Below are 26,280 nucleotides of genomic sequence, written 5' to 3'. Positions count from 1 at the left end.
CCTGGTCGAGGGCCGCCGCACATGTCGGACAACGCGCGCCGGGGCGTCGGCGGCTGGCCGGCCGGCGTGATGTCCGAAGGGACAGGTCGGATCAGCCGCCGGCGAGGCGGCAGTCGGCCTCGACCTGCTCGTAGTCTTCGCGGTGCGGCGCGAGCTCCTCGCAGGCCTTGCGCAGCAGGTCCTCGACCGAGGTCGGGTAGAGCTTGATGCGGCCGTCGCGGCCGGCGGTGACGATGAAGCGGCCGTCGGGCGAGAACTCGGCGTGGTTGACGGCGGCGGCGTGGCCGTGCAGCGTGGCCAGCAGGTCGTAGTTGGAGGAGTCGACCGGCGCGTCCCACAGCTTGGCGGTGTTGTCGGACGAGGCGGTGACGATCCTACGGCCGTCGCCGTCGAAGGTGGCGTGGAGCAGCGAGGCGGAGTGGCCGAGCAATGTGGCGAGCACGTGCGGGCGGTCGTCGGGGCCCGACAGCGACCACACCCAGGCGTCGCGCGCGGTGGCGAGGACGAGCCGGCCGCCGTCGCGCGAGAAGGCGGCCGAGGCGATCGCGCCGGCCGCGGGGTCGAGGGTGGCGATCTCGCTGCCGTAGCGGGCGACCCACAGCTTGGCGGTGTGGTCGGCGCTGAGGGTGACGACGGTCTCGCCGTCGGGCGAGAACACCGCGCCCTCGACCGGGGCGCTGTGACCGACGAGGTCGGTGATGAAGCGCTGCGCCTCGGCGTCGATCAGCTGGGCGGTGTTGCTGTCGCGGCTGGCGAGCACGACGTAGCGGCCGCCGGGGGCGAAGCCGGCGACGGCCTGCTGGCCGCGCGTGCCCTGCCACGGCTCGCCGACGACCGCGCCGGTGGTGGCGTCCCACTGGCGCAGGGTGTCGTCGGCGCCGGCCGAGACGATGCGCGTGCCGTCGCGCGAGAAGCTGGCCCCGAGGACATGTCCCGCGTGACCGAGGACGGCGACCTCGTCGCCGTTGCTGGCGTCCCACAGCCGCAGGTTGGAGTCCTCCTCGGCCCAGGTGATCAGCCGGCCGGAGCCGTCGCCGGCGAACACCGCGGCGACCACGGGGCCGGCGTGGCCCTCGAGCGTGCGGATGTTGCGGGTGCTGACGACGTCCCACAGGCGCGCGGTCTTGTCGTCGCTGGTGGTGACGATCCGGCTGCCGTCGGGCGAGAAGCGGGCCAGCCGCACCGAGGCGCCGTGACCCTTGAGGGTCGGCACGGCGTTGTTGAGCGAGCCGTCCCAGATCCGCGCGGTGTTGTCGCCGCCGACGGTGAGGATCCGGGCGCCGTCGGGCGAGAACTCGGCGGCCAGCACGGCGGCGGTGTGACCCTCGAGGGTGGCGATCGGCTGGCCGCTGGCGCTGTTCCACAGCCGCGCGGTGTTGTCCTCGCTGGTCGTCAGCACGCGCGAGGCGTCGAGCGAGAACCTGACCGTGAGGACCTGTCCCGTGTGACCGGTGAGCGTGGCCGCGACCTCGCCCTTGACCGGGTCCCACAGCTTGACCGCAGTGCCCGCGGCGGCGCCGGTGCCGGCGCCGACGGTGGCGACCCGGCGGTCGTCGGGCGAGAAGGCGGCCTGCTTGAGCAGCTCGCGCGGGTCGGTGAGGCTCGCCAGCTGCTTGCCGGCGTTCGACCACACGATCGCCCGCGCCAGGCTCCACGTCAGCACCCGGTCGCCGCTGGCGGAGAAGCTGGCCCCGAGGACAGCATCGCCGTGCTCGAGGGTGGCGACCGCGGCGCCGGCGGTGCTCCACACGCGCGCGTCGCCGTCCTCGCCGACGGTGACGAGGCGGTCGCCGAGCGGCGAGAACTGCACCGAGGAGACGTTGCCCTTGTGCCGCTTCAGCTCGGTCTTGAGCTCGCCGGTGTCGAGGTCCCACAGGCGAGTGACGCCGTCGCCGCCGCCGGTGGCGACCAGCGGGTCGCCGTCGGCCAGGGCGATCGCGGTGACGTTGCCGCTCTGGGTCCGCGGCAGGTCGCGCGCCTTGTTGCCGCGGATGTCGACCAGGTGCGCGCCGCGGTCGACGCCGAGGAAGTAGACGCTGTAGCCGTTGTCCGACAGGCCGGCGATCATCCGCTGCGGCGGCACGGACACGTTCTTGTACTCCTCGAGGTTGTCGCCGGTGGCGGCGTTCCACAGGCGCGCGCTCTTGTCGGCGCCGACGCTGAAGATGCGGGTGTCGTCGCGCGAGAAGCTGGCTGAAAGGACAGGCGATGCGTGCTCGAGCACGCGGATCGTCTTGCCGGACACCGCGTCCCACAGGTGGGCGGTGCCGTCCTTGCTGGCCGTGAGCACGCGGGTGCCGTCGTGCGAGAAGTGGGCGCCGTGGACGGCCTCGGCGTGGCGCAGCACCAGCGGCCGCTGGACCGGGGTGGCGACCGCGGCGGCCAGGCCCTGCATGACCCGCGGCGGGACCTCGCCGTCGCGGGCGAGCGCGTCGGCGGCGGCCTTGATCGCCATCAGCAGGGCGTCGCGCTCCTTGCCGGGCTGCTGGGCGTAGAGGAGGGCGTCGGCGCCGAGGCGGTCGAGCCGGGCGTCCTCGTTGCGGCGCTCCGACATCCGCGACAGCTGGTCCTTGCTCTGCTCGGCGACCACGAACTGCCACACGGTCAGCGCGAGCAGGAGGCCGAGGGTGGCGACGGTGCCGGTGAGGATCGAGATCGTGCGCCGCTGCGACACGGCGCCCTCCTCGGCCCGCTCGCGCCGCTCTCGCTCGATGTCGGCCCGGTAGCGCTCGCGCTCGGCCTTGCGCTGCTCCTCGAGCGCGGCCAGGCGGGCCTGCTCCTGCATGCGCGCGGCCTCCTCGAGCCGGTGCCGCGCCTCGGCCTCGCGGCGGGCGAAGTTGAGGCCGGCGAGCAGGAACTCGTGGTCGCCGAGGGTCAGGTCGCTGCGACCCTGCGACCACGCCAGCGCGTCCTCCAGCGCCGCGCCGCGCAGCAGGTAGTCGTCGTGCCGCCCCGAGCTGTCCCAGCGGACCACGAACTCGGCCAGCCGCTGCTCCTTCTCCCGCTCGCGCAGCCACTTGTGGTCGTAGACCTCGGCGAACACGAGGTTGCGGACCCGCAGCAGGATGTCGCCCTTCTCGTCGCGCGCCTCGGCCGCGAGCCCCGTCAGGCGCAGCTCGATCTGCACCGGGTTGTTCGGCTCGGCCGGCGTCGGCTCGCCGCTCAAGATCCGCCGGTACAGGTCGAGCATGTCGCGCGCGCGCGCCCGCGTGGCGTTGGCGTTGAGCCGCTTCTCGGCGTACGCGAGGTTGGCGTCGGCGGTCCGGCCGTTGCGCACGAACAGGGTGTAGGCCGAGTCGTCGACCCGCCCGGCCTCGGTCTTGTCGCTGACCGGGCCGCGCCGGACCAGGTCGTCGCATAGCCTTTGGGACATGTACGGATGGCCAGACGTCCAGGCGTACACGGCGTCGAGCAGGGCGTCGGGGCTGCCGCCCAGGCCCTCGAGGCCGGGGCGGAAGGCGTCGAGCTCGGCGCGCGAGAAGTCTTCGAGGCGGATCTCCCGGCCGATGTTGAACGGGGTGCGGACCGAGTTGGAGATCAGGTCGGCCGGGGCGGCGACGCCGAGCAGGCAGAAGGTGAGGCGCTCGTAGGCCGGGTCCTCGGCGCGCAGGTTGAAGGCCGAGCGGATCGAGGCGAAGAAGTCGTCGGAGCTGAACGGCAGCGCCAGCACCGACTCGACCTCGTCGATGAAGACGACGATCGGCGCGTCGGTGCGGTCGATCAGCTCGTTGCGCAGGTAGCGGTACCAGCGGTGGACGGGGGTGAGGTTCTGGTGGGTGCTCCAGAACAGCTCGGGGCTCGGCAGGCCGATCGACTCGGCGATCTCGACGGCGATGCTGAAGTACCAGTCGTCGATCGAGACCAGGGTCGAGCCGATGTTGGTAAAGTCGATGCTGACGCAGCGCACGCCGCCGGCCTGCAGCCGCTTGGCCGCGCGCACGCGCAGGCTGGTCTTGCCGATCTGCCGCGGCGCGAGGATGTAGCAGAACTCGCCCCGCATCAGCGCCGACAGCAGCTCGCGGTCGGCCTTGCGCTCGATGTAGAAGGCGCCGGCCTGGACCGCGCCTCCGACCTGGAACTGGGCGCCGTGGTGTCCGAGGCCGCCCGAGTTCGAATGTGCCGGACTCATGGCCGCAGCCGCTCGTACAGCCGGTAGCGCAGGCGGTAGAAGCCGACCTTCTCCTCGACCGCGATGCCGCTGCTCTCGAGTGCGGCCGAGGTGTCGGAGTCGAGCTCCGCCAGCGAGTCGCTGCGCAGCCGCTTCACGCCGGCCATCATCTCGGGGTGGAGGTGGAGGCGCCGCGCGTAGCGCTGGAGGAAGTCGTCGAACAGGTTCGACGGCTCGGCCAGCAGCTCGCGCGCCGACAGCCCGCCGGCGAGGTTGGCCCTGTGCATGGCCAGGCGCACGAGGTACGGGTGCCCGCCGACGAGGCTCATCAGCGCGGCGAAGTCCTGGTGCGTCCACTCGAGCCCGTAGAGGTGCGACAGCGTCTCGACCTGGTCGCGCGTGAAGTCGCCGAGCACGATCGGCGGGCTCAGGTTGAACGGCGACTGCGTGGTCCGCTCGATCAGCCGCCGCGGCGTGGTGCTGATGCCGAGCACCAGCCGCAGCTTCTCCAGCCGCGGGTCCTCGGCCCACGCGCGCAGCATGCCGAACCAGTCGTCCTTGAACGGCAGGCCCCACACGGCGTCGACGCGGTCGAGCGCGAGGATCACCCGCGTGCTCGCCAGCGGCAGCACGTTGTCCCGCATCAAGCGGCCGAGCTTCTGGTTGACGCTGCCCGGCGACTTCCACAAGGTGGGCACCCAGTCCTCGGGGCCGCCGATCGAGCCGACGATCTGGAACGCGAACTCGCGGATGAAGTTGGCGTAGTCGCTGCGCGACTCGTAGTCGAAGGTGTCGAGGTTGATCGCCACGACCCGGCAGGCGCCGCCGTCGGCCTGGTAGACCATGTCGGTCAGGAACTGCGACATCCAGGTCTTGCCGAACTTGTCGGGCCCCCACAGCACCACCGGCGCGCCCGGCTGGTCGAGGTAGTTGAGCGCGGTCCGCTCCTCCTCGGCGCGGTGCACGTGCCAGTTGATGTTGTAGGGGGCGCCCGGCGGCTGCACGCGGGCGGCGATCGACGAGTAGAAGATGCCCGAGTCGCCCGCCGCCCCGCCCGACAGCGAGGTGATCACGCCGAGCGGGATCGGGGCGGTCTGCGAGATCGACGGGTGCGAGCCGGACGTGCTGGCCGAAGGGACAGGCCCGGTGGCGATCAGGTTGGCGGGGTTGATCGGCGGCGGCGGAGGCGGCGGCGGCGTGCGCCGACGCGGCGGCGGGAGGGTCTCCGGCTTGGTGCCCTGATCGTCGCCGAGCTCGAAGGCGTCGAGGTCCTGGACGATGCGCCAGTGGCCGGCCGCGTGCTTCTTGGCCGCGCGCGGCCACAGCCGCAGGGTCGCCTCGTTCTTGTCGTCGACGGTGATCCGCGCCGCGGTGTAGCCGTGGCGGCGGTCGACCTTGCCGCCGTAGACCTCGAGGCCGAACAGCGAGCTGCCCTGAAGCTCACGCCGGCCCTGCGCGCCGCCGATGGCGACCACGCTGCTCGCGTGCTCGTGCATGTGGCCGTAGACGTGGGCGACGAACCGGCCGGGCGGGGCGATCTCCGCCACCAGCTCGTCGCGCGCCTTGGCCTGCAGCCAGTTCGGCGGGTGGTGCGTCATCAGCAGGGCGAAGTCGCACTCCTTGACCCACGCCGGCCCGTCGCCGCCGCAGGCCGCGTGCAGCTGGCGGACGTCGAGCGCCAGCTTGCCGGTGTAGTCGCCGTCGCCGAGCTGCAAGAAGGCGCTGTTGAGGCCGACGATGCCGAGCTTGAGCCCGTCCTTGGCCAGCACCGCCGAGCAGTCGCCGGGCAGCATGCCGCGCTGCAGCTGCAGGCCGGCGAACGGGTGGTTCTTCAGCCACTCGCTGTACGGCGCGAAGGCCTGGTCGACGAGGGCGCGGTAGGGCGAGCTGGCGTCGCGCCAGAACTCGACCTGTACTTCGGGATAGGTGTCCCAGCGGCCGAGCACCAGCGACTCGGGGCGGCGCGGGTCGGGGCGGATGAGGTCGTGGTTGCCGGGGACGGCCACCAGCGCCGGGGTCGAGCCGAGGGCGCGGAGGTGATCCCACAGCTGCTGCAGCGTTTGGTTGAGGCGCGCGAACTCGGCGGCGCTGCCTCGCTGGGTCAGGTCGCCGCTGAACAGGACCAGGTCCCAGGGGCCGCAGCGGGCGTGCAGCTTCTCGAGGTCGGCCAGCAGGACCTCGCGTACGCCCGGCCACAGCCAGCCCTGAGCGTCGAGGCCCTGGTGGAGGTCCGTGAAGTGAAGCCAGCCGAAGGAGCGCATGGGAGCGGAGCTGCGCGGCCAAGGGGCCGCAGGGAGCCGATACCAGTGTACCACCGGGGGCCAGCGGCCTTGCCGCGTCGGCGCCCCTTTCGACCCCGCGATGGAACGATTGTCCGGCGGGCCGCCGAGGCAAGCCCCGGGACGAGACATTACGCAGGAACTGGGGCCCGGGCTTCCCGCCCGGACGCACGCCGGGGGGCACGCCCGCGCCGGGGTTCGGCGGTACTAGCCAGGGGCGCCGGGCTTGGAGCATGCTCCTGCCGCTTGCGCCCGCGACCTCGCCGCCTCGCCTGCCACCGGATCGGGACCGCCGGCCTGCGTGGTCTGGGCGCGGTGCTGACCCTCGCGGCGGCGCTGCACGCCGGTTCCGCGCGTGCGCAGGACCCGGCCGATCTGGTCCAGCCGGTGCTGCAGAACAGCGTCGAGCTGGCGTACCCCGAAGATCTGCGCCGCCTGCCCGCGCCGCCCTCGGGTCAAGTCGTCGTCAAGCTGGTCGTCGGCGTCGACGGCGTCCCCAAGGAGCTCGAGGTCGTGCAGAGCGTGCACCCCGAGCTCGACGAGCTCGCCAAGTCCGCCGTCGCTCAGCTGCGCTACGCGCCCGGTCTCTACAAGGGCCGCCCGATCGAGGTCGTGCTCAAGGTCGGCATCGACATCGCCGCTCCGCCGCCGCTGCCGCCGGAGCCGGCGGAACAGCCGCCCGACGTCGACGCGGGCGAACCCGCGACCGACGCGGGCGAACCCGCTCAGCAGTCCCAAGGGACAGGTCCGATCCGGCTGCGCGGCGTACTGCTCGAGGCCGGTCAGCGCGTCCCCGTCTCGGGCGCGAGCGTGCTCGTGGTGCCGGCGCCGCCGGACTGGCCGGTGGGACAGGTCACCAAAAAGATCTACGGCGACGAGCCCGAGCCGGCCTGGACCATGCGCGCCGAAACCGCCCCGGACGGCAGCTTCGAGCTGCGCGGCGTGCCCGACGGCAAGATCCGCATCATCGCCCTCGCGCAGGGCTTCGACCGCTACGAGGTCGTCGAGGAGCTCGCCAAGGGCGACCTGCTCGAGGTCAAGTACTTCGCGCGACGGCTGGTGTCCAACCCGTTCCGCACGGTCGTGAAGCAGCGCCGCGACGCCCGCGAGGAGGTCGCGCGGCGCACGATCACGCCGGAGGAGATCTTCAACCTCCCGGGCACGCAGGGCGACGCGCTCAAGTCGCTGCAGAACTTCCCCGGCGTCGCGCGGGCGCCGTTCGGCCTCGGCCTGCTGATCATCCGCGGCGCCGCGCCGGGCGACTCGAAGACGTACCTCGGCTATCACGAGATCCCGCAGCTGTTCCACTTCGGGGCGCTGTCGTCGACCTTCAACTCCGACATCCTCGCGCAGATCGACTTCATCCCCGGCAACTTCGACAGCCGGTTCGGCGACGCGATCGGCGGCATCATCAACGTCAACCCGCGCAAGGGCCGGCGCGACGGCTACCACGGCTACGTCGACGCCGACGTGTTCGACGCCGGCATCATGATCGAGGGCCCGATCAAGAAGGGCAGCTTCGTCACCAGCTTCCGCCGCAGCTACGTCGACGCGATCCTCAAGGCCGCGCTGCCGAAGGACATCGGCCTCGGCCTGTCGCAGGCGCCGCGCTACTACGACTACCAGTTCCTGTTCGACTACCCGGTCGGCGGCGGCGAGCTGTCGGTGCGGTGGTTCGGCTCCGACGACCGCCTGCGGGTCATCTCGCAGGGCCCGAACGAGACGATGACGGGCTCGGAGAACCAGGCGCGCACGGCGATCCTGTTCCACCGCCTCGACCTCGTCTATCGCAAGCAGGACGGCCCGTGGGACTTCCTCGTCACGCCGTCGATCAACTACCAGTCGCTGACCGGGGCGTTCGGCGGGCTGTTCACCTTCAACTTCCCCAAGTACGAGTTCAGCTGGCGCGCCGAGGCGTCGCGGCAGCTGAGCAAGCGGGCGGCGATCCGCATCGGCACCGAGCTGCAGGCCGGCCGCTACGAGATCGGCGCGCGCGCCCCCAGCCTGCCGGCCTCGGCCGGGACCGGCGACACCGGGGTCTACAACGTCGCCGACGTCGGCCAGAACTACGCCACCCCGGCGATCTACACCACCGCGACGATCGGCCTCGGCGAGAAGTTCACGCTCTACCCCGGCGCGCGCATGACCTACTACGCGCTGCAGGTGAAGAAGGCGACCGTCGACCCGCGCGTGCGCTTCAACTGGCAGGTCGGCGAGAACACCGCGATCAAGGGCGGCGTCGGCCTCTACAGCCAGATCCCCGACCTCATCAGCCTCGCGCCGGTGTGGGGCAACCCGCGCTCCGGCATCGAGCGGGCGGTCCACACCAGCCTCGGCGTGGCCCAGGTGTTCGACAGCGTCGGCGTCGAGGCCGAGGTCACCGGCTTCTACAAGTACGTGTTCGACCGCTCGACGTCCTCGAGCGTGCTCATGCGCGACCCGGTCTCGGGCGACCTCCGGCTCGAGAACTTCGCCAACCAGGGCATCGGCCAGATCTTCGGCATGGAGGTGCTGGTCCGCAAGGCGCTGACCAAGCGGCTGTTCGGCTGGGTCAGCTACACCTTGATGAAGAGCCTGATCCAGGCCAAGCCCGGCGCCGAGTACCGGCCGTTCAGCTTCGACCAGCCGCACATTCTCACCATCCTCGCCGTCTACAAGCTGCCGCGCGGCTGGCAGATCGGCGGCCGCTTCCGCCTCGTCAGCGGCAACCCGACGGTCGCCTACTTCGACAGCGCCTTCGTCCAGGACGGCTACGAGCCGTGGTTCGGCCGCGACGAGCGCCTGCCGGCGTTCCACCAGCTCGACCTGCGCGTCGACAAGCGCTTCACCTTCAAGCGCGTGACGGCGAACTTCTACCTCGACATCATCAACGTCTACAACCGCCAGAACGGCGAGGCGTGGATCTACTCGTACAACCTGCAGCAGCGCCAGCTGCAGACCGGCCTGCCGATCTTGCCGTCGCTCGGCGTGCGGCTCGAGTTCTGACAATCTGACAGTGGCGGAGCCGGACGCGCCGGGCTCATCGGACGGCGGAGCGGGCGACGGGCACGAGCGCGCCGGCGTCGCGCGCGCGTGACCGGCGTCGCGTCTCGCGAGCTCCGTTCGCGGCGCCCTTGACACCCGGAGTCGCGGCAATAGTTTGTCAGCGCCGGTGCGGGACGACCCGCCGAGGCCGCCGAGAGCCCCGCGAGGGGCTCGGTGCTCACCAACCACTCTACCACCGGATCCGCGGGCTCGTGCGCCCGCACGGGCCGGGGGTCGCGGCGGAGCCACGGCCGCACCAACAAGACCGACGAGCGACGAAGGAGACACGACCATGCTGAGCTACTGGATGGACTTCAACGACCCACTGCGCACCTTTGACAGCCTGCGCCGGCGCATGGACCAGGCGCTGCGCGAGTACGCCGACACCGAGGGCCGCGGCCAGGCGCTGGCCTTCCCCCGCGCCGCCCTGCGCGACACCAAGGACGCGTTCGTCCTGGTCGCCGAGGTGCCGGGCCTGACCGACGCCGAGCTGCAGCTGTCGGCCACGCAGGAGAGCCTCACCGTCAGCGGCGAGCGCAAGGCCACCGCGCCCAAGGGCTACGCCGTCCACCGCCGCGAGCGCGGCGACCTCCGCTTCTCCCGCAGCTTCGCCCTGCCGGCCCGCATCGACGTGGAGAAGGTCAACGCCGAGCTCAAGAACGGGCTCCTGGTGGTGACGATGCCGAAGCACCCCGAGGCGCAGCCGAAGCAGATCACGGTCAAGGCGGCCTGAGCGAGCGCGACCCCACGAGATCCACGAGAGGAGAACTTTCAGCCATGTCCCAAGAGACCACCACCCAAGTGACCCAGCCGAAGCCGGCCACGCCCGCCGCCGAGACCACCCGCGGCCGCCCCGTCGTGGCCCCGCCGGTCGACATCTACGAGAATCAGGAGCAGTACCTGGTGCTCGCCGACCTGCCCGGGGTGAAGAGCGACGACGTGCAGATCCGCTTCGAAGAGGGTGAGCTGACCATCCGCGCGTCGCGGGCCGACAACGGCAACGGCGAGGTCCTCGGCGCCGAGTTCACCGCCGCCGACTACGTGCGCCGGTTCTCGATCCCCGAGACCGTCGATGCCTCGAAGATCGACGCCAAGCTGCAGGCCGGGGTGCTCGAGCTCACCCTCCCCAAGGCCAGCCGCGTCCGGCCGCGGCAGATCGCCGTCAAGTCGGCCTGATCCGCCCCGCTTCCCCTGTGAGGTCGCGTCCTCGAGCGAAGGGAGGTGCAACGTAACAAGGCGCATGTTGAGAGGCGCGCAGGCTCGGGCCTGCGCGCCTCCCTTTTTTGACGTTCATCGACGTGTTCTTTGGGGCATGTCCTGGAAGACATGCTCGGCCGCGGACGCTCGACAGGGGCGCGCGGGCGCGGTATCCCGGCGAAGATGAGCGAAGGTCCGATGCTCCACGTCGACGGCGCGGCGGTGCCGCTGGAGCCGCTGGTCGAGGACGACGGCCAGCCGCTGGTCGGGCCCGAGGCCGCGGCCGAGCTGGCGCTGTTCTACCGCGCGTCGCGGACCCTGTGCGTGTTCGCCGACGGGCCGGCAAGGCCGCTGTCGGCGGTGCGGCGACGATTCGTGCGAGAGCTGCGGTCGGGTGATCGGGACGGGACCTACGAGCGGCTCGAGCTGATCCCGAGCGCCGGCGGGTGGTGGATGCGTCACTCCGCCGAGCCCTTCCAGACGACGCTCGTCCCGCTCGCGGGCCAGCGGCCGATCTCCGCGGTGTTCGGGGGCACGGCCGCGATCTGCGTGCTCGCCGACGGCTCGGCGCTGGCGATCGAGGCCGACCACCGCCCGCTGGTGGCGATCGCCCGGCCCGGCGCCGAGGTGACGCGCACGCCGCTGCCCGACTGGCTGGCGGGCGAGGAGTTTTGCGGGGTCCACGGCGAGTGGCTGTTCAGCTCGCGCGCGGAGGGGCGCACCCGCGAGCTCCTGGCCCGGCGCGTGGGCGCGGCGGGGCTGGGGCCGCGGATCGATCTGGGTCGGCTGGAGTTCGCGGAGCGGCACATCTACCCCTGCTGGCCGCACCTGCGCGGCGGGCCGGACGACGCGTTCCTGGCCGTCGGCGTGTCGAGGGGCGGCGCTGCGCCGCTGGTGGCGACCTCGTTCCTGCGCGCCGGCACGTGGACGCCGCTCGAGACGTGCCCGAGCGACAGCCTGGCGCTGCAGGTCGACTACGCCGGCGGTGTCGGCCGCGTGTTCTGGCGCGACGACCGCGAGCAGGCGTGGGGCGTGCTGACGACCCGCGGCGGCGGCGTGAGCTTCGAGCGCCACCAGCCCGACGAGGAGCGCTTCCTGGGGTGCTCGCTGCACCTGCTGGGCGAGCACGCGCTCGGCCTGTGGACGGAGGAGGACGCGCTGGTCGGGCGGCTCGGCCCCATCGCCGGCCTGGAGGACGCGCCGGCGCGGTTCCGCGTGACGGGGGCCGGCGAGTATCCGACCGCGGAGGTGTACCCGCGCGGGCGCCACGCGATCGTGATGCTGACCGACGGCGACTCGCCGCGCCGCCGCGCGCTCCGGGTCGGCGCCGACGGGCAGGTCGTGCCGCTGGCGGTGGGATGATCCTCGCCGCGAGGCCGCCGCGTCGGCTTCGCGCGCGAGGCCACGCGTCTGGGGCCCGCTCGCGGGGCGGGGACCCAAGCGGCGAGGCCGCCGCGTCGGTGACGCGGCGGCCTCTTGGGACATGTCCCTTTGGACCTGTCTCTCAGGGCACGCAGCTGGCGACGAAGTTCGAGAAGCAGGCGTTGACCTGCGACTTGGTGTACATGCCGAACTTGCCGTTGGCGTAGGTCGTGTCCATGAAGGTCTTCATGGCGACGACGTTGTTGTTGGCCTTGAGGCGGACGATGATGGTCATCTCGCCGGTGGCCTTGTGGGTCAGCTCGAAGGTGTACTCGGTGGCCTCGGTCCAGCCCATGGTGGTGAACTCGCCGACGGGGACGAGCAGCTTCGAGTTGGCGGTGTCGGCCGGCTGGAGCCGGTCGGCGCAGGTCTGGGGCTCGTTCATCGGGTCGGCGACGTTGATCGCCTTGACCTGCATGCCGGCGGGCAGCTGGCCGCCGCAGTTGGCGAAGTTCTGGCCGACGCGCTTCCACGAGAACAGGTAGTAGTGGTCGGTGTCCTGGAGGCCCCACATGAAGCCGATCCAGTCGTCGTCGTTGGTGTCGTCGGTGACCTCGAAGGTGCCGGTGATGGTGGCGTTGTCGAGGTCCCAGCCGCAGAACAGGGCCGCGCTCTTGCCGTTGACCGTCTGGCACAGCGTCTGGGTGTTGTCGTTCCACACCCAGTTGGTGGCCGGGTCGGCCTCCTCGCCCGCGCCCGGGAAGTCGTAGGTCTCGCAGATGTCGGGGTCGAGCTGCAGCGTCTGGTTCTTGAGGTAGACGGTGACGCTGTCCGAGGCCATGTTGCCCTCGCCGTCGTTGACGGCGATGGTGTAGGTCGTCGGGCCGACGGGGTTCGCCGTCGGGTTGGCGATCATGGCGTCGCTCAGGGTGTCGGCCGGGGTCCAGTCGTAGGCGTAGTTGCCGTCGCCGCCCATGGCCACGGCGTTCAGCTGGGCGGGCATGTTGAGGTCGACGCAGATGCTGTCGCCGGCCTCGACCGAGAGCGGGTCCCAGCACTTGAGGCCGTCGTCGTCGCAGCCGTTCTCGCAGGTGACGATGTCCTCGGCGGTGCCCTCGCCGTTGCAGGTATGGAGGTCCTTGTCGACGCACTTGACCTCGTTCGGCTCGCAGCGCGCGCAGTTCTCGTGCACGAGCGGGTCGCGGTCGGTGCAGTCGGTGCCGGGCGTGACGCCGGGCTCGGGCATCATGTCGCCCCAGTCGTCCTCGTCGGCGTCGGTCATGCACGCCGTCGGGTCGTCGTTGGGCGCGGCGCCGGGGAAGGTGAACGGGTCGTTGTCGTCGCAGTCGGTGCCGGGCACCGCGCCGTCGTCGTCCGGGTCCGGGTCGGCCCAGCCGTCGCCGTCGGCGTCGGTCTGGCACACGTTCGGGTCGACCTCGTTCTCGGCCACGCCGGGGCCGGTGGCCGCGTCGCTGTCGTCGCAGTCGACGCCCGGCTGGACGCCCTCCGGCGGCATGTCGTCGCCCCAGCCGTCGCCGTCCTCGTCCTCCATGCACGCGCTCTCGGACTCGTTCTCGGCCGCGCCGGGGAACGCGTTCGGGTTGTCGTCGGCGCAGTCGGTGCCGGGCAGCGCCTCGGGCACCGTCGGCATGTCGTCGCCCCAGTCGTCGCCGTCGGCGTCGGTCATGCACGCCTCGGCGCTGTCGTTGGGCGCCGCGCCGGGGAAGGTGTTCGGGTCGTCGTCGGCGCAGTCGTTGCCCGGCGGGACGTCGGGGTCGTCGGGCATGCTGTCGCCCGAGCCGTCGCCGTCGGAGTCCTGCGTGCACTGATCGGGGGGCAGGTCCTTGGCCGCGCCGGGGAAGATCGTGCTGTTGTCGTCGTTGCAGTCGGTGCCGGGCTCGACGCCCTCGGGCGGCATGTCGTCGCCCCAGCCGTCCTCGTCGGCATCTTCCATACAGGCGGTCATCGACTCGGCTTCGGCCGCGCCCGGGAACGCGTTGGCGTTGTCGTCGGCGCAGTCGGTGCCCGGCTCGACGCCCTCGGGCGGCATGCTGTCGCCCCAGCCGTCGCCGTCGGCGTCCTCCATGCACGCGGTCATCGACTCCTTCTCCGCCGAGCCCGGGAACGCGTCGGCGTTGTCGTCCGCGCAGTCGTCAGCGTTGGGGACGGACCCGGGGAACATGTCCGGCTGGCACATCGTCGGGTCGCCGAAGCCGTCGCCGTCGGCGTCCTTGCACCACATCTCGCCCATGCCCATCGTCGACGTCGGCACGTCCATCGTCGTCGTCGGCGCGGTGTCGGTCGGGTCGGTCGCGCTGCTGTCGGTCACCGTCTCCGAGCCGCCCTCGGTCGCCGTGACCTGCTGACACGCCGGGTTGTCGGCCTGATTCCACACGAGGCCGTCGTCGCCGCACACGGTGCCGCAGCCCTCGAGCGCGAGCAGGCCGAGGCCGCCTACCAAGCTGGTTCGCACATCAATTCGAAGCATGCCGCGATGGTGAGCGCGGCCGTGCCGAGGCGTCAAGCGCGTCGAGGTCGTCGCTCACGCACACGCACACGCGGACCCGGCGCGCCGACGCACACTCGCGCGACGTGACATGTCCCGAAATTCAGGTGGGCGCGGGCGGGCGCGGGCGGGCGCGGAGCGGGCGCCCACAGCGTCTCGTGGATACATCAAAGAATTGCCCTCAAAACGCTCATCCGTGGCTTCCAGGAGGCTAACATGTCGGAACGTACAGGTCGCGATTGCGGAGGTGTTCGCAGGCCCCGGTGTGATCCGCGTCGTCGGCGGCGCGAGCAATTCGTCTAGGCAGCGCCGCCGATCTTATGTACAAACCAGGCCGCCGTCGGCGTGTGACGGCAGTCGTGGGTACGACCATGTCCAAATTCTCTTTCACTGTCGTGGCAGCCATGGCCCTCTCCATCTCCTCGACCGCGCGCGCGGCTGAGCCCGCCGGCGCGGCTGCGGGCGGCTCGGTGTCCGTCTCGCCCGCCGGCGCCTCGGCCGACGCGAACGCGGCGAAGAAGGGCAAGAAGGCGAAGAAGGAGCGCGCGGCCGACGGGAACGACACCCCGTGGATCAAGCGCCACCGCCCGACCCGCAATCAGCTCGAGCTCGGCATCTACGGCGGCATCCTGCTGCCGGCCAAGGACCACGAGCTCTACAACCCCAACGTCGCCTGGCAACAGTACAAGTCGGTCGCGCCCGACATCGGCCTGCGGTTCGGGTATTACCCGCTGTCGTTCCTCGGCCTCGAGATCGAGGGCGGGGTGGCGCCGACCAAGACTGCGACCTCCAACCAGAGCGCGGTGCTCGGGATGTTCCGCGGCTACGGCATCCTCCAGCTGCCGTACCGCATCGCGCCGTTCGCCCTCATCGGCTACGGCCTCATGGGCACCAGCGGGCTCGGCAAGGACATCGACCCGACGCTCCACTTCGGCGGCGGCGTGAAGTTCTACATCAACGACCGCCTGCTGCTCCGCGTCGATGTGCGCGACAATGCGACCGCGCAGTACCGCACCAACGGCGGTCGCACCAATCACCTCGAGGTCCTGCTCGGCCTGTCGTTCATCCTCAACAAGAAGAAGCCGGCTCCGGCGCAAGATCCGGACAGCGACGGCGACGGCTTCAAGGACAAGGTCGACAAGTGCCCGACCGTCCCGGGCGTCGCGCCCGACGGCTGTCCCGCGGCCACGCCCGAGCCCGACAGCGACGGCGACGGCTTCCTCGACAGCCAGGACGCCTGCCCGCAGGAGCCGGGCGTCGCGCCCGACGGCTGCCCGGAGAAGGACAGCGACGGCGACGGCTTCGTCGACAGCAAGGACAAGTGCCCGACGGTCCCGGGCGTCGCGCCCGACGGCTGCCCGCCGCCCGACCGCGACAAGGACGGCATCCCCGACGCCGACGACAAGTGCCCCGACATCCCGGAGACGAAGAACCAGTATCAGGACCAGGACGGCTGCGCCGACGAGGTGCCGAAGCAGGTCACCAAGTTCACCGGCGTGATCAAGGGCATCTTCTTCGACGTCGACAAGGACTCGATCAAGAAGACGTCGCGCACGACCCTCGACAACGCGGTCAAGGTCCTGAAGGACTTCCCCGACGTCAAGGTCGAGATCAGCGGCCACACCGACAGCACCGGCGACCGCGACCACAACGTCGACCTGTCGAAGCGGCGCGCCGACGCGGTCAAGCAGTACCTGGTCGACAAGGGCCTCGACGCCGGCCGGATCACCACCCGCGGCGCCGGCCCCGACGAGCCGATCGCCGACAACAAGACCGCCAAGGGCAAGTCGCAGAACCGCCGCATCGAGTTCAAGCTGCAGTGAGCTGTCCTGCGGGACAGGCTGCGTGACCGCCCCCGGCGGCGCGCGGGCACGACGGCGCCGGCTCCCCGAGCCGGCGCTCGCGCTCGAGCGGGTCGCCGACGAGCGGCGAGCGCTGGCCGAGCGATGATTCTCAGAACGTGCTCCGGCAAGCGTGGCGAGAGCATCGACGAGCCGCGCCGGGCGCTCGAGGATGCGGAGGCGTGCCGGGCGGGGGCCGATTGCCGTGTCCTTCAGGACATCGGCCGCTGCGGGCGGGGCAGGGCCACGGGAGGCGTGTCGAGCGGGGAGCCGCTCGCGCGATGGCCTTCAGGACATCGCTGCGGGCGGGGCAGGGCCACGGGGGGTCGAGCGTGGCCGATCGCCATATGTCCTTCAGGACATTGCCCGCCGAGCGCACGGCAGGTCACGGGAGGCGTATCGAGCGGGGGCCGATGCCGCGTATGTCCTTCAGGACATGAACAGCGCCAGAAATAACGGGCAGGCGCTCGAACGGAGACAGCAAGGGATGTCCTTCAGGACATCTTTCGTCTATGTCCCGTCGGACATGTCCAGCGGGACATGAAACGCGCCGACGTTCGCGCGGCGGGCCCGCGCGTCCGCCTCCGCGGCCGCGAGCACGGCCTCGGCGTCGATCGACTCGTCGCCGGGGCGCCACTCGAGGTCGGCCTCGTAGGCCTTGAGCGGCTGGTTCAGGGCGCGCAGCCGCTCGAGCGCGCGGTCGAGGCGGTCGAGGGGCTCGCCGAGGCCGGGGCTGCGGCGGCGGGCGGCGGCGCTGGCGAGGGCGATCACCTGCAAGGGCGTGTTCGACAGGTCGCGCACCGCGAGCAGCAGCCGCGCGGTGCGGCGGGCGTCGGCGACCTCGGTCTGGGCCTGTACTAGGGCCCGCTCGGTGGCCAGGCCGCGCAGGCGGTAGAGCAGCAGCACGGCCGCGACCGCGCCGTAGACGAGCATGACGAGCGGCTCGCTGGTGTCGATGCGGGCCTGCTGGGCCGGGTCGAGGCTGAAGAACTGGACCACCGGGATCAGCGCGAACGCGAAGATGCAGAGGAGGCCCGCCCACCGCTCGGGGGCGAGGAGGGCGACCGTGAGGGTGCCGAGCTTGTGGACCTGGAACGGGAGGAGGTTGGGGTCCTGCAGCTGATACGGCCCCATGATCTCGGCCGAGCCGAGGACCGCGGCCTGGTTGAGGATGAACAGCAGCGAGCCGAGCCGCACGCTCTGCGGCCGCCGGCGATGGACCAGCAGGATGAAGGCGGCGATCGCGAAGCCGACCAGGCTCGAGCCCAGGATCGGCCACCACGGCGCCGGCCCGATGTCGCGCCCGCGCAGGAGGTCGAGCGGGTAGAGGCACGCGTTGAGCACCGCCGCGATCAAGGTGCCCCGCCAGACGTGACGGGCGTGCAGCGCGGCGAAGCTCCGGGTCGTCAATGCGGCTCCAGCTCGAGCAGTCGCGCGATCGTCGGCACCGGCAGCGGCTTCTCGTACACCCGCACCCCGGCGAGCTGCCGCGCCTCGGCGACCAGCGGGTGCGAGGCGGCATGACCGGTGAGGAACACGACCTGCCCGCCGTAGTTCTGCTCGCGCAACCACCTGTAGGCGTCGAGCCCGCTCGGTACGCCGGGCCCGAGGTTGATGTCGAGGATCACCAGCTCCGCGTCGAGGACGCGCTTGCGGTTGCGGACCAGCTCGTCGACGCTGCCGACCGTCAAGCAGTCGCGCTCCGCGAGCAGGCTGACGACATCCACGAACAGGTCGCGCAAATCCTTGTCGTCGTCGAGGAAGACCACGCCGGGATGAGCCACGACGCCACCTTAGCACCGCTTGCGGGGGAACCGGAGCCGGCGCCTGCGGCGCGGCGCCAAGGGCGGACCGGACAGGTCCGCACCGGCGGCCCCTCCCCGGGCGCCAGGCGCGGGCCGCTCACCTCAGCTCGTCGACAAATGCGGCGATCCGGTCGGCCACTGCGCGCGGCCGGTCGAGATACGGACAGTGGCCGAAGTCGTCCGGCTCCTCGATACGCACGTGGGCCGGCACTGCCCGGCGGAAGAACTCCAGCGAGGCGCTCGGCAGCAGCCGCTCGGACCGACCCCACAGGATGAGCGTGGGCGGCTTCAGAGCGCCGACCTCGTCGGGCGTGAACATGTGCTCGGGCCGGAACGACTCGAGCACGTGGCGCAGCGGCCCGAGCGCGAAGCGGCGCAGGATGTCGGGCGCGAGCAGGGTGTTGTACCAGGGGGGCTCGTGATAGAGGCGGTCGAGGAGATCGCGCGCCTGGCCGAGTGAGCGGACGCGGAAGCTGCCCGTCAGGGCCGCGAAGTCCTGGGCGTCCAGTAACGCCCCCGCCGGCGAGGCGAGCAGCAGGCCGCGCACGCGCTCGGGGTGCTCGAGCGCGTAGCGGATGGCGAACGCGCCGCCGAGCGAGTTGCCGAACAGGATCGCCGGCTCCCGCAGCCGCGCGTCGAGGAAGTGCGACAGCGCGGCGTAGGCGTCGTCGACGGTGAGCCGCCCGTTGGCGCTCGAGCTGAAGCCGTGCGCCGGCGCCTCCGGCACCCAGATCCGCCCGACCCGCCGCCGCAGCAGGGCGATCACCCGGGCGAAGCTGCTGCCGCTGGCGCCGAAGCCGTGCAGGATGACCACCGGCGGCCCGTCGCCGTCCCCCCGCGCCTCGTAGTAGTGCAGCCGGCCCTGCGGCGTGGCGTGGTACTGGCTGGCGATCCCGAGCGAGACGAGGCGCCGCCGGATCATGCGCTCGGCGAGGGGCAGGACGAACATGGGCGAAGGCTCCGGGGTGCGTGAGGACCGGTCCGATGGGACATGTGATAAAATACATGTCCGATGGGACAGGGCGGAGAGGACAGGTCGAACGGGACAGGCGAGCGCGAGCGCGAGGTGTCGGGCGGGCGAGGCCGCGGCGGCTCGTGACGAAGAGGGCGGCCTGGCGCGGCGGTGCTGCGCGACGGAGTGAAGGAGCGCGAAGGGCGGTCGCGGGGAGTGAGCGGCTCGCCGTCGTTGCGGGGCGCGCGGCGGAGGGATGATGTGCGCGGCTCGGCCGCGGGAGCGAGCAGCTCGAGTCGCCGCGGGATCGCGCGAGACGGAGAGAGGACGTGCGCGGCTCGGTCGCGCGGGGTGAAGTCCAGCGCGGCGGTCCGGCGTCGGCTCAGTAGGTCGGGCACGTCCAGGCCTTGGGCGGGCAGTCGGTGCAGCCGCGCCTGCAGACGCCGCCGCACTGGCTGACGATCTCGAGCGAGTCGCGGCGGACGTAGTGGTACGGACCGTCGACGGCGGACTCGCAGTCGACGCCGATGAGCTCCCCGCAGGCGCGCTCGTAGCGGCAGCGCTCGCCGAACTTCTCCTTGATCCGCGCGGCCAGCTCCGGCGAGGCCTTGGTCTGGGCCTGTTCGCTGCGCGGCTGCTCCTCGGCGCCCTGCGGCGCGGCGAACCCGGCGCCCTCGCTCTCGGCGGGCGTGGGCTCGGTCGCCGGGGCAGGCTTGGCGGCGGGCGGGGTGCTGGTGCCCGACGCGCCGCAGCAGGCGAAGAGGACGGCCGGAGCGAGGACGAGGAGCAGGCGGCGCATGACGGCGCCAGACTACCCGCTCGCGCGCGCCGGCGGTAGCGAGCCGGCGATCCGCTCGATCGCCTGGGCCAGATCGACGTCGAGCTGGGTCAGCCCGCCGGCGTCGTGCGTGCTGAGAGTGACGTCGACCCGGTCGTAGACGTTGAACCACTCGGGGTGGTGATTCATGCGCTCGGCCACCAGAGCGACCTGAGCCATGAAGCCGAACGCGGTGACGAAGTCGGCGAAGCGGAGGCTGCGAGCGATGGCGTCGCGCCCCTCGACCTCGCGCCACCCGGGCAGAGCGGCGAGAGCGGCGGCGCGGGCTTCGGGCGAGAGACGAGCAGGCATGGCGGATCAGAAGAAGTCTGGATCGTCCGGCGACATCGCCGGCATGATCTTCGGGTCAGATTCCTCGACCGAGAAGCCAGGCTGCGTAACGGGCTTCGACGGCGGCCGCGGAGGCTGCGGCGCCGGCTGCGGCTGGGCGCGCAGCGGGGGCGGCGGCGGCTTGGCGACGTGCCGCGGCGATGGGTCGACGAGCTCGGGCTCGGTCTCGCCGTCCTCCGACTCGGGCTCGAGCGTCCGCGGCGGCTGGGCCTGCGCCTGCTCCTGCGCCTGCTCGGCCAGCGCCATGAAGCTGGCGAGCAGCGACGACTGCGAGACCGGCCGACCCCGCGGCTCGGCCCGGTTCTCGGCCGGCGCAGAGACTGCGTTGCGCAGCGGGGTGACCTCGGCGGCGCCGCCGAAGCCGGTGAAGTTGACGCGCGGCGGCGGCGGCGGCTCGGGCTCGGCCGCCTCGAGGTCGAGCAGAGCGATGTTCGAGTTGCGCGGGACGAGGTCGGCGAGCTCGCGCAGCTGCGGCACCTGGGCCGACCACAGCTCCTCCCAGGCGATGCCGAGGAAGGGCTTGGCGGTCTGTCCGCGCTGGTACGCCTCGGCGAGGATCGACAGCGCGTCGCCCAGCTTGTCGGGCATGTCGCGGGTGATCTGCAGCAGCGCCGAGGAGATCATGACGCCGCTCATCAGGTTGCCGAGCTGACCGACGTAGTACGACTGGACCGCCAGCTCACCGAGCGGGCTGGCGTCGTACTCGGTCAACACGTGGATGATCGGGTGCGTCATGCGGACGCGCAGCGCGAGGTAGGCGGCCGGGTCGCGGAAGTCGAAGCCGGCCGGAGGGCCGATCAGTCGCTGCTGCTTCTGGGCCCGCAGATAGCGGGCGACCTCGCGGCCGAGCGTGCCGTCGCCGTACGCGTGCAGGCGGTCGAGCGGCTCCGGCTGCGGCAGGTAACGGCTGTCGAAGAGCGGACGAACCCCGTCCTGATCGAGGAGGCGCGCGACGTCGAGGCCGAGGCTGCGGATGTCGAGGCGGCCGAACAAGTCGCCGAGCTCGAGGTTGCCGTCGGCCCGCACCGCATCTTCCGCGACGCCGAGGAAGGCGCTCGCCAGCTTGAGCTTCTTGAAGGGGTCGAACATCCTGGGCGTGTCTCGAGAGAGGACGCGGCGCTCACGCGCCTGCAGCCATGGTACCCCACAAGCCGCGGCCATGGGAACCGCCGAGGGCGGCCGTCCCACGCCGAGTAGCGGGGAATTTCGTCTCGCGGGGCCGACAGGTGCGGGCAAGACGCCGTTCTGGCGCCCAGACCCCCACCCGCGGGGCTGCGGCGACACCGCAGCGGGGGCGGAGATCAGGATGCGATCACGGGGAGCCCGTGGGGGCGCCGGGTCCGCCGCGGGGACTCCGCCGGAGCCCGGCCGAGCTGACCGCACGCGGCCATGGTGTCGTCGCCCCGCGTCGCCCGGATCGAGGTGTTGAGCCGCAGCCCCTGCAGGTGAGCCTTGAACGCCGCGACCTGCTCCGGCTCAGGCCGGCGGAATTCGCTGCCCGGGTGGGGATTCCACGGGATCAGGTTGAGCTTGCAGGGCAAGCCGCGGACCAGCTCGGCCAGCCGCTCGGCGTCGGCGAGGCTGTCGTTGACGCCAGCCAGCAGCACGTACTCGAGGGTGACGCGGGCCCGCCGGGCCAGCGGCAGCTCGCGCAGCGCCGCGAACAGCACCGCCAGCGGGTACTTGCGGTTGACCGGCATGATCGCGTCGCGGATCTCGTCGGTGGTCGCGTTGACGCTGACCGCCAGCTGCGCCGGGCTCTCGGCGACGAGCCGGCGGATCTGCGGCACCAGCCCCGAGGTCGACACCGTGACCCGCCGGTGCGACAGGCCGAGCCCGTGGTCGTCGACCATCACCGCGATCGCCGGCAGCACCTGGTCGAGGTTGTGCAGCGGCTCGCCCATGCCCATGAACACGACGTTGGAGATCCACACGTCGGGGAAGCGCCGGCGGGCGATCACCAGCTGGTCGACGATCTCCGCGGCGCTGAGGTTGCGCGCCAGGCCCATCGTCGCGGTCAGGCAGAACTGACAGTTCATCGCGCAGCCGACCTGGCTCGACACGCACAGGGTGGCCCGCTCCGGCCCCTCATTCAGGGCCGAAGGGCCCGTGGAGGGGATCAGGACCGACTCGACGGCGGCGCCGTCGTCTGTCTGAAAGACCAGCTTGCTGGTGCCGTCGGCGGCCTGCTTGACGGCCTCGAGGCGGAGGACGTCGAGCCGCGCGACCGCGGCGAGGCCGTCGCGCGCGCTGCGGTCGAGCTCGGGCATGACTGCGAGGTCGGACCGCAGCTTGCGGTAGAGCGCGGCCCACAGCGCGTCGGCCTGGCCGGGACGCAGGCCCTGCTCGCCGGCCCACGCCAGCAGCTGCGGCCGGGGCACGCCCTTCAGGAGGAGCCGTCCGTGGTCGTCGCGCGGGAGCACGGAGGTGGGGATAGCACAGCCGCGCCGGCTCAGGCGGCCAGCTGGCCTTTGAGCCAGGTTGCGATCGCCCGCCACAGCGGCTCGCGGGCGGGATCGGTGACCGCGGCCATGTGCCCCGGGGCGCCGACGCCGGCGAGCTCGGGCAAGGCGCGGCCGTCCTGGTCGGTGGCGCCGGCGGCCGCGAGCCGCCAGGTGGTGAGGCGCGGTACGGGTGACCACAGGCGCACTGCAGTGCGCGGAGGGGCCAGGCGATCGCCCTCGCTGGCGACCAGCAGCACCGGGAAGGCGAGGCCGGCGAGGCCGGCCCGATAGTCGTGGCCGTCGCGGGCCCGCCAGCCGCCGTCGGCGACGCAGCGGCGGAAGTCGGCGAAGTAGGTGTAGGCCTCGTCGGCGCTGCCGACGCCGAAGCGCCGCGCGGGCAAGCAGCCGAGCGCGGCGGTGAGGCCGGCGCCCAGGCCCACGAACAGCCGCTTGAGCGGCCACACGAGCCGGCGATCTTCGGTGCCGGGCAGCCAGAAGTCGGAGCCCAGGGCGACGTGCGCGGCCGGGGAGATCTCGCGCGCGGCGGCGGTGGTGCACCAGGCGGCGGCGGAGTGGCCGAACAGCGAGTGGCCGAGAGTGGCCAGCGGGAGGCCGGGGGCGAGCCGGCGGGCGAGGTCGAGGTAGATCGCGGTGTCCTCGACCAATTGATCGTAGGACCAGTCGCCGCCGCGTGCGGGATCGGGGCCGCTGGCGCCGTGGCCCCGCAGGTCGGGCAGCAGCACGCGCAGGCCGGCGTCGCACAGGCTGCGGGCCAGGCACGGGCGGTCGCGGCGGAAGAAGGTGCGGCGGTCGACCATCATCGCGTGGCCGGCGACGACCACCCCCCACGCCGCACCGTCCGGCTCGAGGTCGAGGACCGAGAGGCGCCAGCCGTCGGTCGCGCGGACCCGGTGCTCGGCGATCATGCGGTAGCTTCCAAATTGCCGTCAGCGTGGGGCTCGAGGGGCGCGCGAAGGCCTCGCGGTCGAGGAGCGCTCACGCGGCGGCGGCCCCGGCCCGGCGGGCCCAGAAGAGGATCAGCGAGCCGCGTCGCTCGCAGTCGAAGTCGACCAGGCCGTGCGCGCTCAGCATGCCGCGCAGCTGGTCGACCTCGAACACGTGGAACTGGCCGACGGCGGAGACCACCGACTCGAAGGTGCGCCGCAGACCCTCGGTGTGAGCGAAGGTGCTGGCGACGAACGCCCCGCCCGGGCGGACCACCCGCGCGACCTCGGCGACCGCGCTCGCCGGGTCGGGCCACACGTGGAAGGCCGCGCCCGCGTGCACGCCGTCGATGCTGCCTGTCTTGAAGGGCAGGTGGCCGACGTCGCCGCGGACCAGCCGCATCCGCCCGCGGTTGTCGGCGGCCGCGCGCGCCAGCATGGCCAGCGACCAGTCGAGCCCGAACACCCGCGCGAACCGGCCCGACTCGGCCAGCTTGCGCCCGGTGAAGCCCGGACCGCAGCTGAGGTCGACCACCGCGCCGCCCTCGGCCGAGGCCAGCGCCGCCAGCACCGCCTCGAACTCGGCCCGGTAGTCGGGCAGGCCGTTGCTCGCGACAGTGACGAAGAAGGGCCGCCACAGCCGCTCGTACACGCGGGCCAGCGCCCGGCTGTGCATCAGCCGCGGGCCCAGGCCCTCGCCGGCGGCCCCGAGGTCGGGCAGGAAGTCGAGGTAGCCGCGGTCGCCGGGGTAGCGCCGGTCGCACCCGCGGCAGACCGCGCCGACGCCCTCGACGTCGAGCGGGCCGCGGCAGGCCGGGCAGCACAGTTCGGAGGGCAAGGACATGTCGTGGAGGCCAGGTCGTTGGGGGCAGGTCGGGTCGAACAGGTGCGAAGGGACAGGCGCCGAAGGACAGGTCCCGAAGGACAGCTCAAGGCGCGGGCGGCGGGTCGGCCGGCGCGGCGGTGTAGCCGAGCTTGGTGATGGTGGCGGCGATCGCGTCCGCCGGGGCGCGCGCCGGGTCGTGGCGGACCTCGGCGGCGCCTGCCGCGTGGTCGGCCGAGCAGGCCTCGACGCCGTCGAGCTTGCGGACCGCGGCGCAGATGCCCTCCTCGCACGAGTGGCAGACCATGCCGCCGACCGCGAAGTGGGTGGTGCGGAGCTCGGGCTCGCCGGCGCAGGCGGCGGTCAGGGTGAGGACGAGGGCGGCGATCCAGCGCATGAGCGAGGCGAGTAAAGCGCAAAACCCCGGCCCGCGCGAGCCGGACGACTGTTCGTCGCAGCGGAGCGCGGGGACGCAGGGCGGCGGCTGCCGGAGGGCGGCGAGTAACGTCCGCGGTTCGTCACAGTGGAGTGCCAGGCGAGCGGGGCGCAAGGCGACGCCCCACGGGAGGCGGCCGCCGCCCTCTTCGCCGGGGTTGGGCCTTCGCCGCCGCCTTCCTCGCCGCCACATTCGGCCTGGTGGCGATCGCAGTAGAGACGAAGGATGCCTTCGTCGGCGCGCAGCGTCTGCGGTCGAGGGCGACGTCTGCTGCGGGCGGTCCGCGAGCCCCGAAAGCGAGCAAACCGCCGGCGCGGGTGCGGCGGCGGTTCGCTGGGGCGGCGGGCCGGGAGGATCAGTTGGGGGCGACCACCGTGAGGGTGATCGTCGTGCCGAACGGGACCTTGGCGCCGGCGGCGGGGTCCTGCTTGAGGACGTAGTTCTCGCCGTGCTCCTCGTGCTCGACGCGCTTGACGTCGCCGACGTCGAGGCCCGAGTCCTTGAGCACCGTTTTGGCCTTGTTGAGGTACTTGCCGGTGACGGCGGGCACCTCGATGAGGGGCAGGGCGGCGATCGTCAGCTCGACGCTGGTGCCCGGCTGGACCTTGACGCCGGCGGCGGGCTTCTGGCCGAGCACCGTGCCCGGGGTCTTGCTCGAGTCCTTCTGCACCTCGGTGAACTCGACGCCCAGGCCTTCGAGCGTGGACTTGGCCTCGACGATCGGCTTGCCGACGAGGTTGGGGACCTTGGCCTCGCGGGCGCGGGCGACGATGACCCGGATCTCGCGGGTGCTGGTCAGCATGGTGCCGGCGGGCGGGTTCTGCTCGAGAATTTCGCCGGGGGTCTTGTCGGGCGCCTCGCGGTCGCCGTCCTGGATGATGATGATGCTCTGCGACACGGCGATCTTGCGGGCGTCCTTGATCGTCGTTCCGACGAACTCCGGCGCGGGAATCGCCGCCTCAGCCGGAGCTGCGGAGCCGGCTGCGCCGGGGCCTGCGGGGTCGGCTGCGGCGCCGGCTGCACCGGCTGCGGCGCCACGGCCACCGGCGCGGCGCCCTGGTGCTGTTGCTGCTGCATCCGCTGGATCTGCGGCCCCAGCAGCACCTGGACCAGGACGGCCGTAATCAGCGAGATCAAAAACATCTTGACGGTGTCGTTCATGGGCGTCCGCGCGGGCGTGGGGCTCGTGTGAAGCATACCCCGGCCGGCGGCCTGGCCGCAAAGACTTCACGGGTCGGGCGGGCCGTGCAGCGGCACCTGCGGCCGCTCCGGCCGAAGCTGCCGGGGCCTGTGCGCAGGTCCCGGGCCGGCGCCTGCCGCCCCGCGAAGTCGGGGTCGGGCCCGCGGCGCGAGAAAAGGCGCGCGGGCCGGCGGGCGGGTGTATGCTCGTC

Annotated in this window: 19 protein-coding genes; 5 read left to right on the top strand and 14 right to left on the bottom strand. The window is 72.2% G+C overall.

Annotated elements, in window-relative coordinates; all coding sequences use genetic code 11:
• Positions 1 to 91: 91 nt before the first annotated feature.
• Both O0S08_RS38080 and O0S08_RS38075 read right to left on the bottom strand, forming a co-directional pair.
• Entirely contained in the window at positions 92 to 4,129 is a 4,038-nt protein-coding gene (locus tag O0S08_RS38080; protein WP_269034379.1) for an AAA-like domain-containing protein, read from the bottom strand.
• The gene (locus tag O0S08_RS38075; RefSeq protein WP_269034378.1) at positions 4,126 to 6,369 is read right to left on the bottom strand and encodes an AAA-like domain-containing protein; all 2,244 of its coding nucleotides are present in this window, start codon (positions 6,367 to 6,369) and stop codon (positions 4,126 to 4,128) included. The genes O0S08_RS38080 and O0S08_RS38075 overlap by 4 nt, the downstream gene beginning before the upstream one ends.
• Positions 6,370 to 6,633: 264 nt before the next feature.
• On the opposite strand from O0S08_RS38075, the gene O0S08_RS38070 reads away from it, so the two are divergent.
• The 4 genes from O0S08_RS38070 to O0S08_RS38055 all read left to right on the top strand — a co-directional run bounded on the left by O0S08_RS38070 (position 6,634) and on the right by O0S08_RS38055 (position 11,970).
• Positions 6,634 to 9,372 (top strand): energy transducer TonB, encoded by a 2,739-nt coding sequence (locus O0S08_RS38070; RefSeq protein WP_269034377.1) that lies wholly within the window; start codon positions 6,634 to 6,636, stop codon positions 9,370 to 9,372.
• Between the two features lie 331 nt (positions 9,373 to 9,703).
• A complete protein-coding gene (locus O0S08_RS38065) occupies positions 9,704 to 10,144 on the top strand; it encodes an Hsp20/alpha crystallin family protein (RefSeq protein ID WP_269034376.1) in 441 nt (146 codons plus the stop codon).
• A gap of 44 nt (positions 10,145 to 10,188) precedes the next feature.
• Complete coding sequence (locus tag O0S08_RS38060) at positions 10,189 to 10,587, top strand: Hsp20/alpha crystallin family protein (protein ID WP_269034375.1); 399 nt, start codon at positions 10,189 to 10,191, stop codon at positions 10,585 to 10,587.
• Between the two features lie 204 nt (positions 10,588 to 10,791).
• The gene (locus O0S08_RS38055; RefSeq protein WP_269034374.1) at positions 10,792 to 11,970 is read left to right on the top strand and encodes a hypothetical protein; all 1,179 of its coding nucleotides are present in this window, start codon (positions 10,792 to 10,794) and stop codon (positions 11,968 to 11,970) included.
• Between the two features lie 142 nt (positions 11,971 to 12,112).
• On the opposite strand, the gene O0S08_RS38050 is transcribed toward O0S08_RS38055, so the two are convergent.
• Positions 12,113 to 14,458, bottom strand: a complete 2,346-nt coding sequence (locus tag O0S08_RS38050; protein WP_269034373.1) for a hypothetical protein — start codon at positions 14,456 to 14,458, stop codon at positions 12,113 to 12,115.
• A gap of 422 nt (positions 14,459 to 14,880) precedes the next feature.
• Between O0S08_RS38050 and O0S08_RS38045 the strand changes: the two genes are divergently transcribed.
• On the top strand, positions 14,881 to 16,299 hold the full coding sequence (locus O0S08_RS38045) for an OmpA family protein (protein WP_269034372.1): 1,419 nt from the start codon (positions 14,881 to 14,883) through the stop codon (positions 16,297 to 16,299).
• 528 nt (positions 16,300 to 16,827) lie between these two features.
• Here the strand turns inward: O0S08_RS38045 and O0S08_RS38040 are convergent.
• The 11 genes from O0S08_RS38040 to O0S08_RS37990 all read right to left on the bottom strand — a co-directional run bounded on the left by O0S08_RS38040 (position 16,828) and on the right by O0S08_RS37990 (position 26,120).
• A complete protein-coding gene (locus O0S08_RS38040) occupies positions 16,828 to 17,727 on the bottom strand; it encodes a hypothetical protein (protein WP_269034371.1) in 900 nt (299 codons plus the stop codon).
• On the bottom strand, positions 17,724 to 18,101 hold the full coding sequence (locus O0S08_RS38035; protein ID WP_269034370.1) for a response regulator: 378 nt from the start codon (positions 18,099 to 18,101) through the stop codon (positions 17,724 to 17,726). The genes O0S08_RS38040 and O0S08_RS38035 overlap by 4 nt, the downstream gene beginning before the upstream one ends.
• A 118-nt stretch (positions 18,102 to 18,219) precedes the next feature.
• A complete protein-coding gene (locus O0S08_RS38030) occupies positions 18,220 to 19,071 on the bottom strand; it encodes an alpha/beta fold hydrolase (protein WP_269034369.1) in 852 nt (283 codons plus the stop codon).
• A gap of 385 nt (positions 19,072 to 19,456) precedes the next feature.
• On the bottom strand, positions 19,457 to 19,873 hold the full coding sequence (locus O0S08_RS38025; protein ID WP_269034368.1) for a hypothetical protein: 417 nt from the start codon (positions 19,871 to 19,873) through the stop codon (positions 19,457 to 19,459).
• A gap of 12 nt (positions 19,874 to 19,885) precedes the next feature.
• Positions 19,886 to 20,203: a 4a-hydroxytetrahydrobiopterin dehydratase gene (locus tag O0S08_RS38020; protein ID WP_269034367.1), complete on the bottom strand. Its 318-nt coding sequence runs from the start codon at positions 20,201 to 20,203 to the stop codon at positions 19,886 to 19,888.
• Between the two features lie 6 nt (positions 20,204 to 20,209).
• The gene (locus O0S08_RS38015; RefSeq protein WP_269034366.1) at positions 20,210 to 21,331 is read right to left on the bottom strand and encodes a Coq4 family protein; all 1,122 of its coding nucleotides are present in this window, start codon (positions 21,329 to 21,331) and stop codon (positions 20,210 to 20,212) included.
• A gap of 212 nt (positions 21,332 to 21,543) precedes the next feature.
• Positions 21,544 to 22,665: a dual-specificity RNA methyltransferase RlmN gene (gene rlmN / locus O0S08_RS38010; RefSeq protein WP_269034365.1), complete on the bottom strand. Its 1,122-nt coding sequence runs from the start codon at positions 22,663 to 22,665 to the stop codon at positions 21,544 to 21,546.
• Between the two features lie 29 nt (positions 22,666 to 22,694).
• Positions 22,695 to 23,612, bottom strand: a complete 918-nt coding sequence (locus O0S08_RS38005; RefSeq protein WP_269034364.1) for a serine aminopeptidase domain-containing protein — start codon at positions 23,610 to 23,612, stop codon at positions 22,695 to 22,697.
• 70 nt (positions 23,613 to 23,682) lie between these two features.
• A complete protein-coding gene (locus O0S08_RS38000) occupies positions 23,683 to 24,474 on the bottom strand; it encodes a methyltransferase domain-containing protein (RefSeq protein ID WP_269034363.1) in 792 nt (263 codons plus the stop codon).
• A gap of 85 nt (positions 24,475 to 24,559) precedes the next feature.
• Positions 24,560 to 24,850, bottom strand: a complete 291-nt coding sequence (locus O0S08_RS37995; protein WP_269034362.1) for a heavy-metal-associated domain-containing protein — start codon at positions 24,848 to 24,850, stop codon at positions 24,560 to 24,562.
• Between the two features lie 394 nt (positions 24,851 to 25,244).
• Entirely contained in the window at positions 25,245 to 26,120 is an 876-nt protein-coding gene (locus tag O0S08_RS37990) for a PASTA domain-containing protein (protein ID WP_269034361.1), read from the bottom strand.
• Positions 26,121 to 26,280: the final 160 nt, after the last annotated feature.

Origin of the sequence: Nannocystis punicea, assembly GCF_026965555.1 — a bacterium.
Lineage (GTDB): Bacteria > Myxococcota_A > Polyangia > Nannocystales > Nannocystaceae > Nannocystis > Nannocystis punicea.
This window is presented reverse-complemented; position numbering and strand designations above follow the sequence as displayed.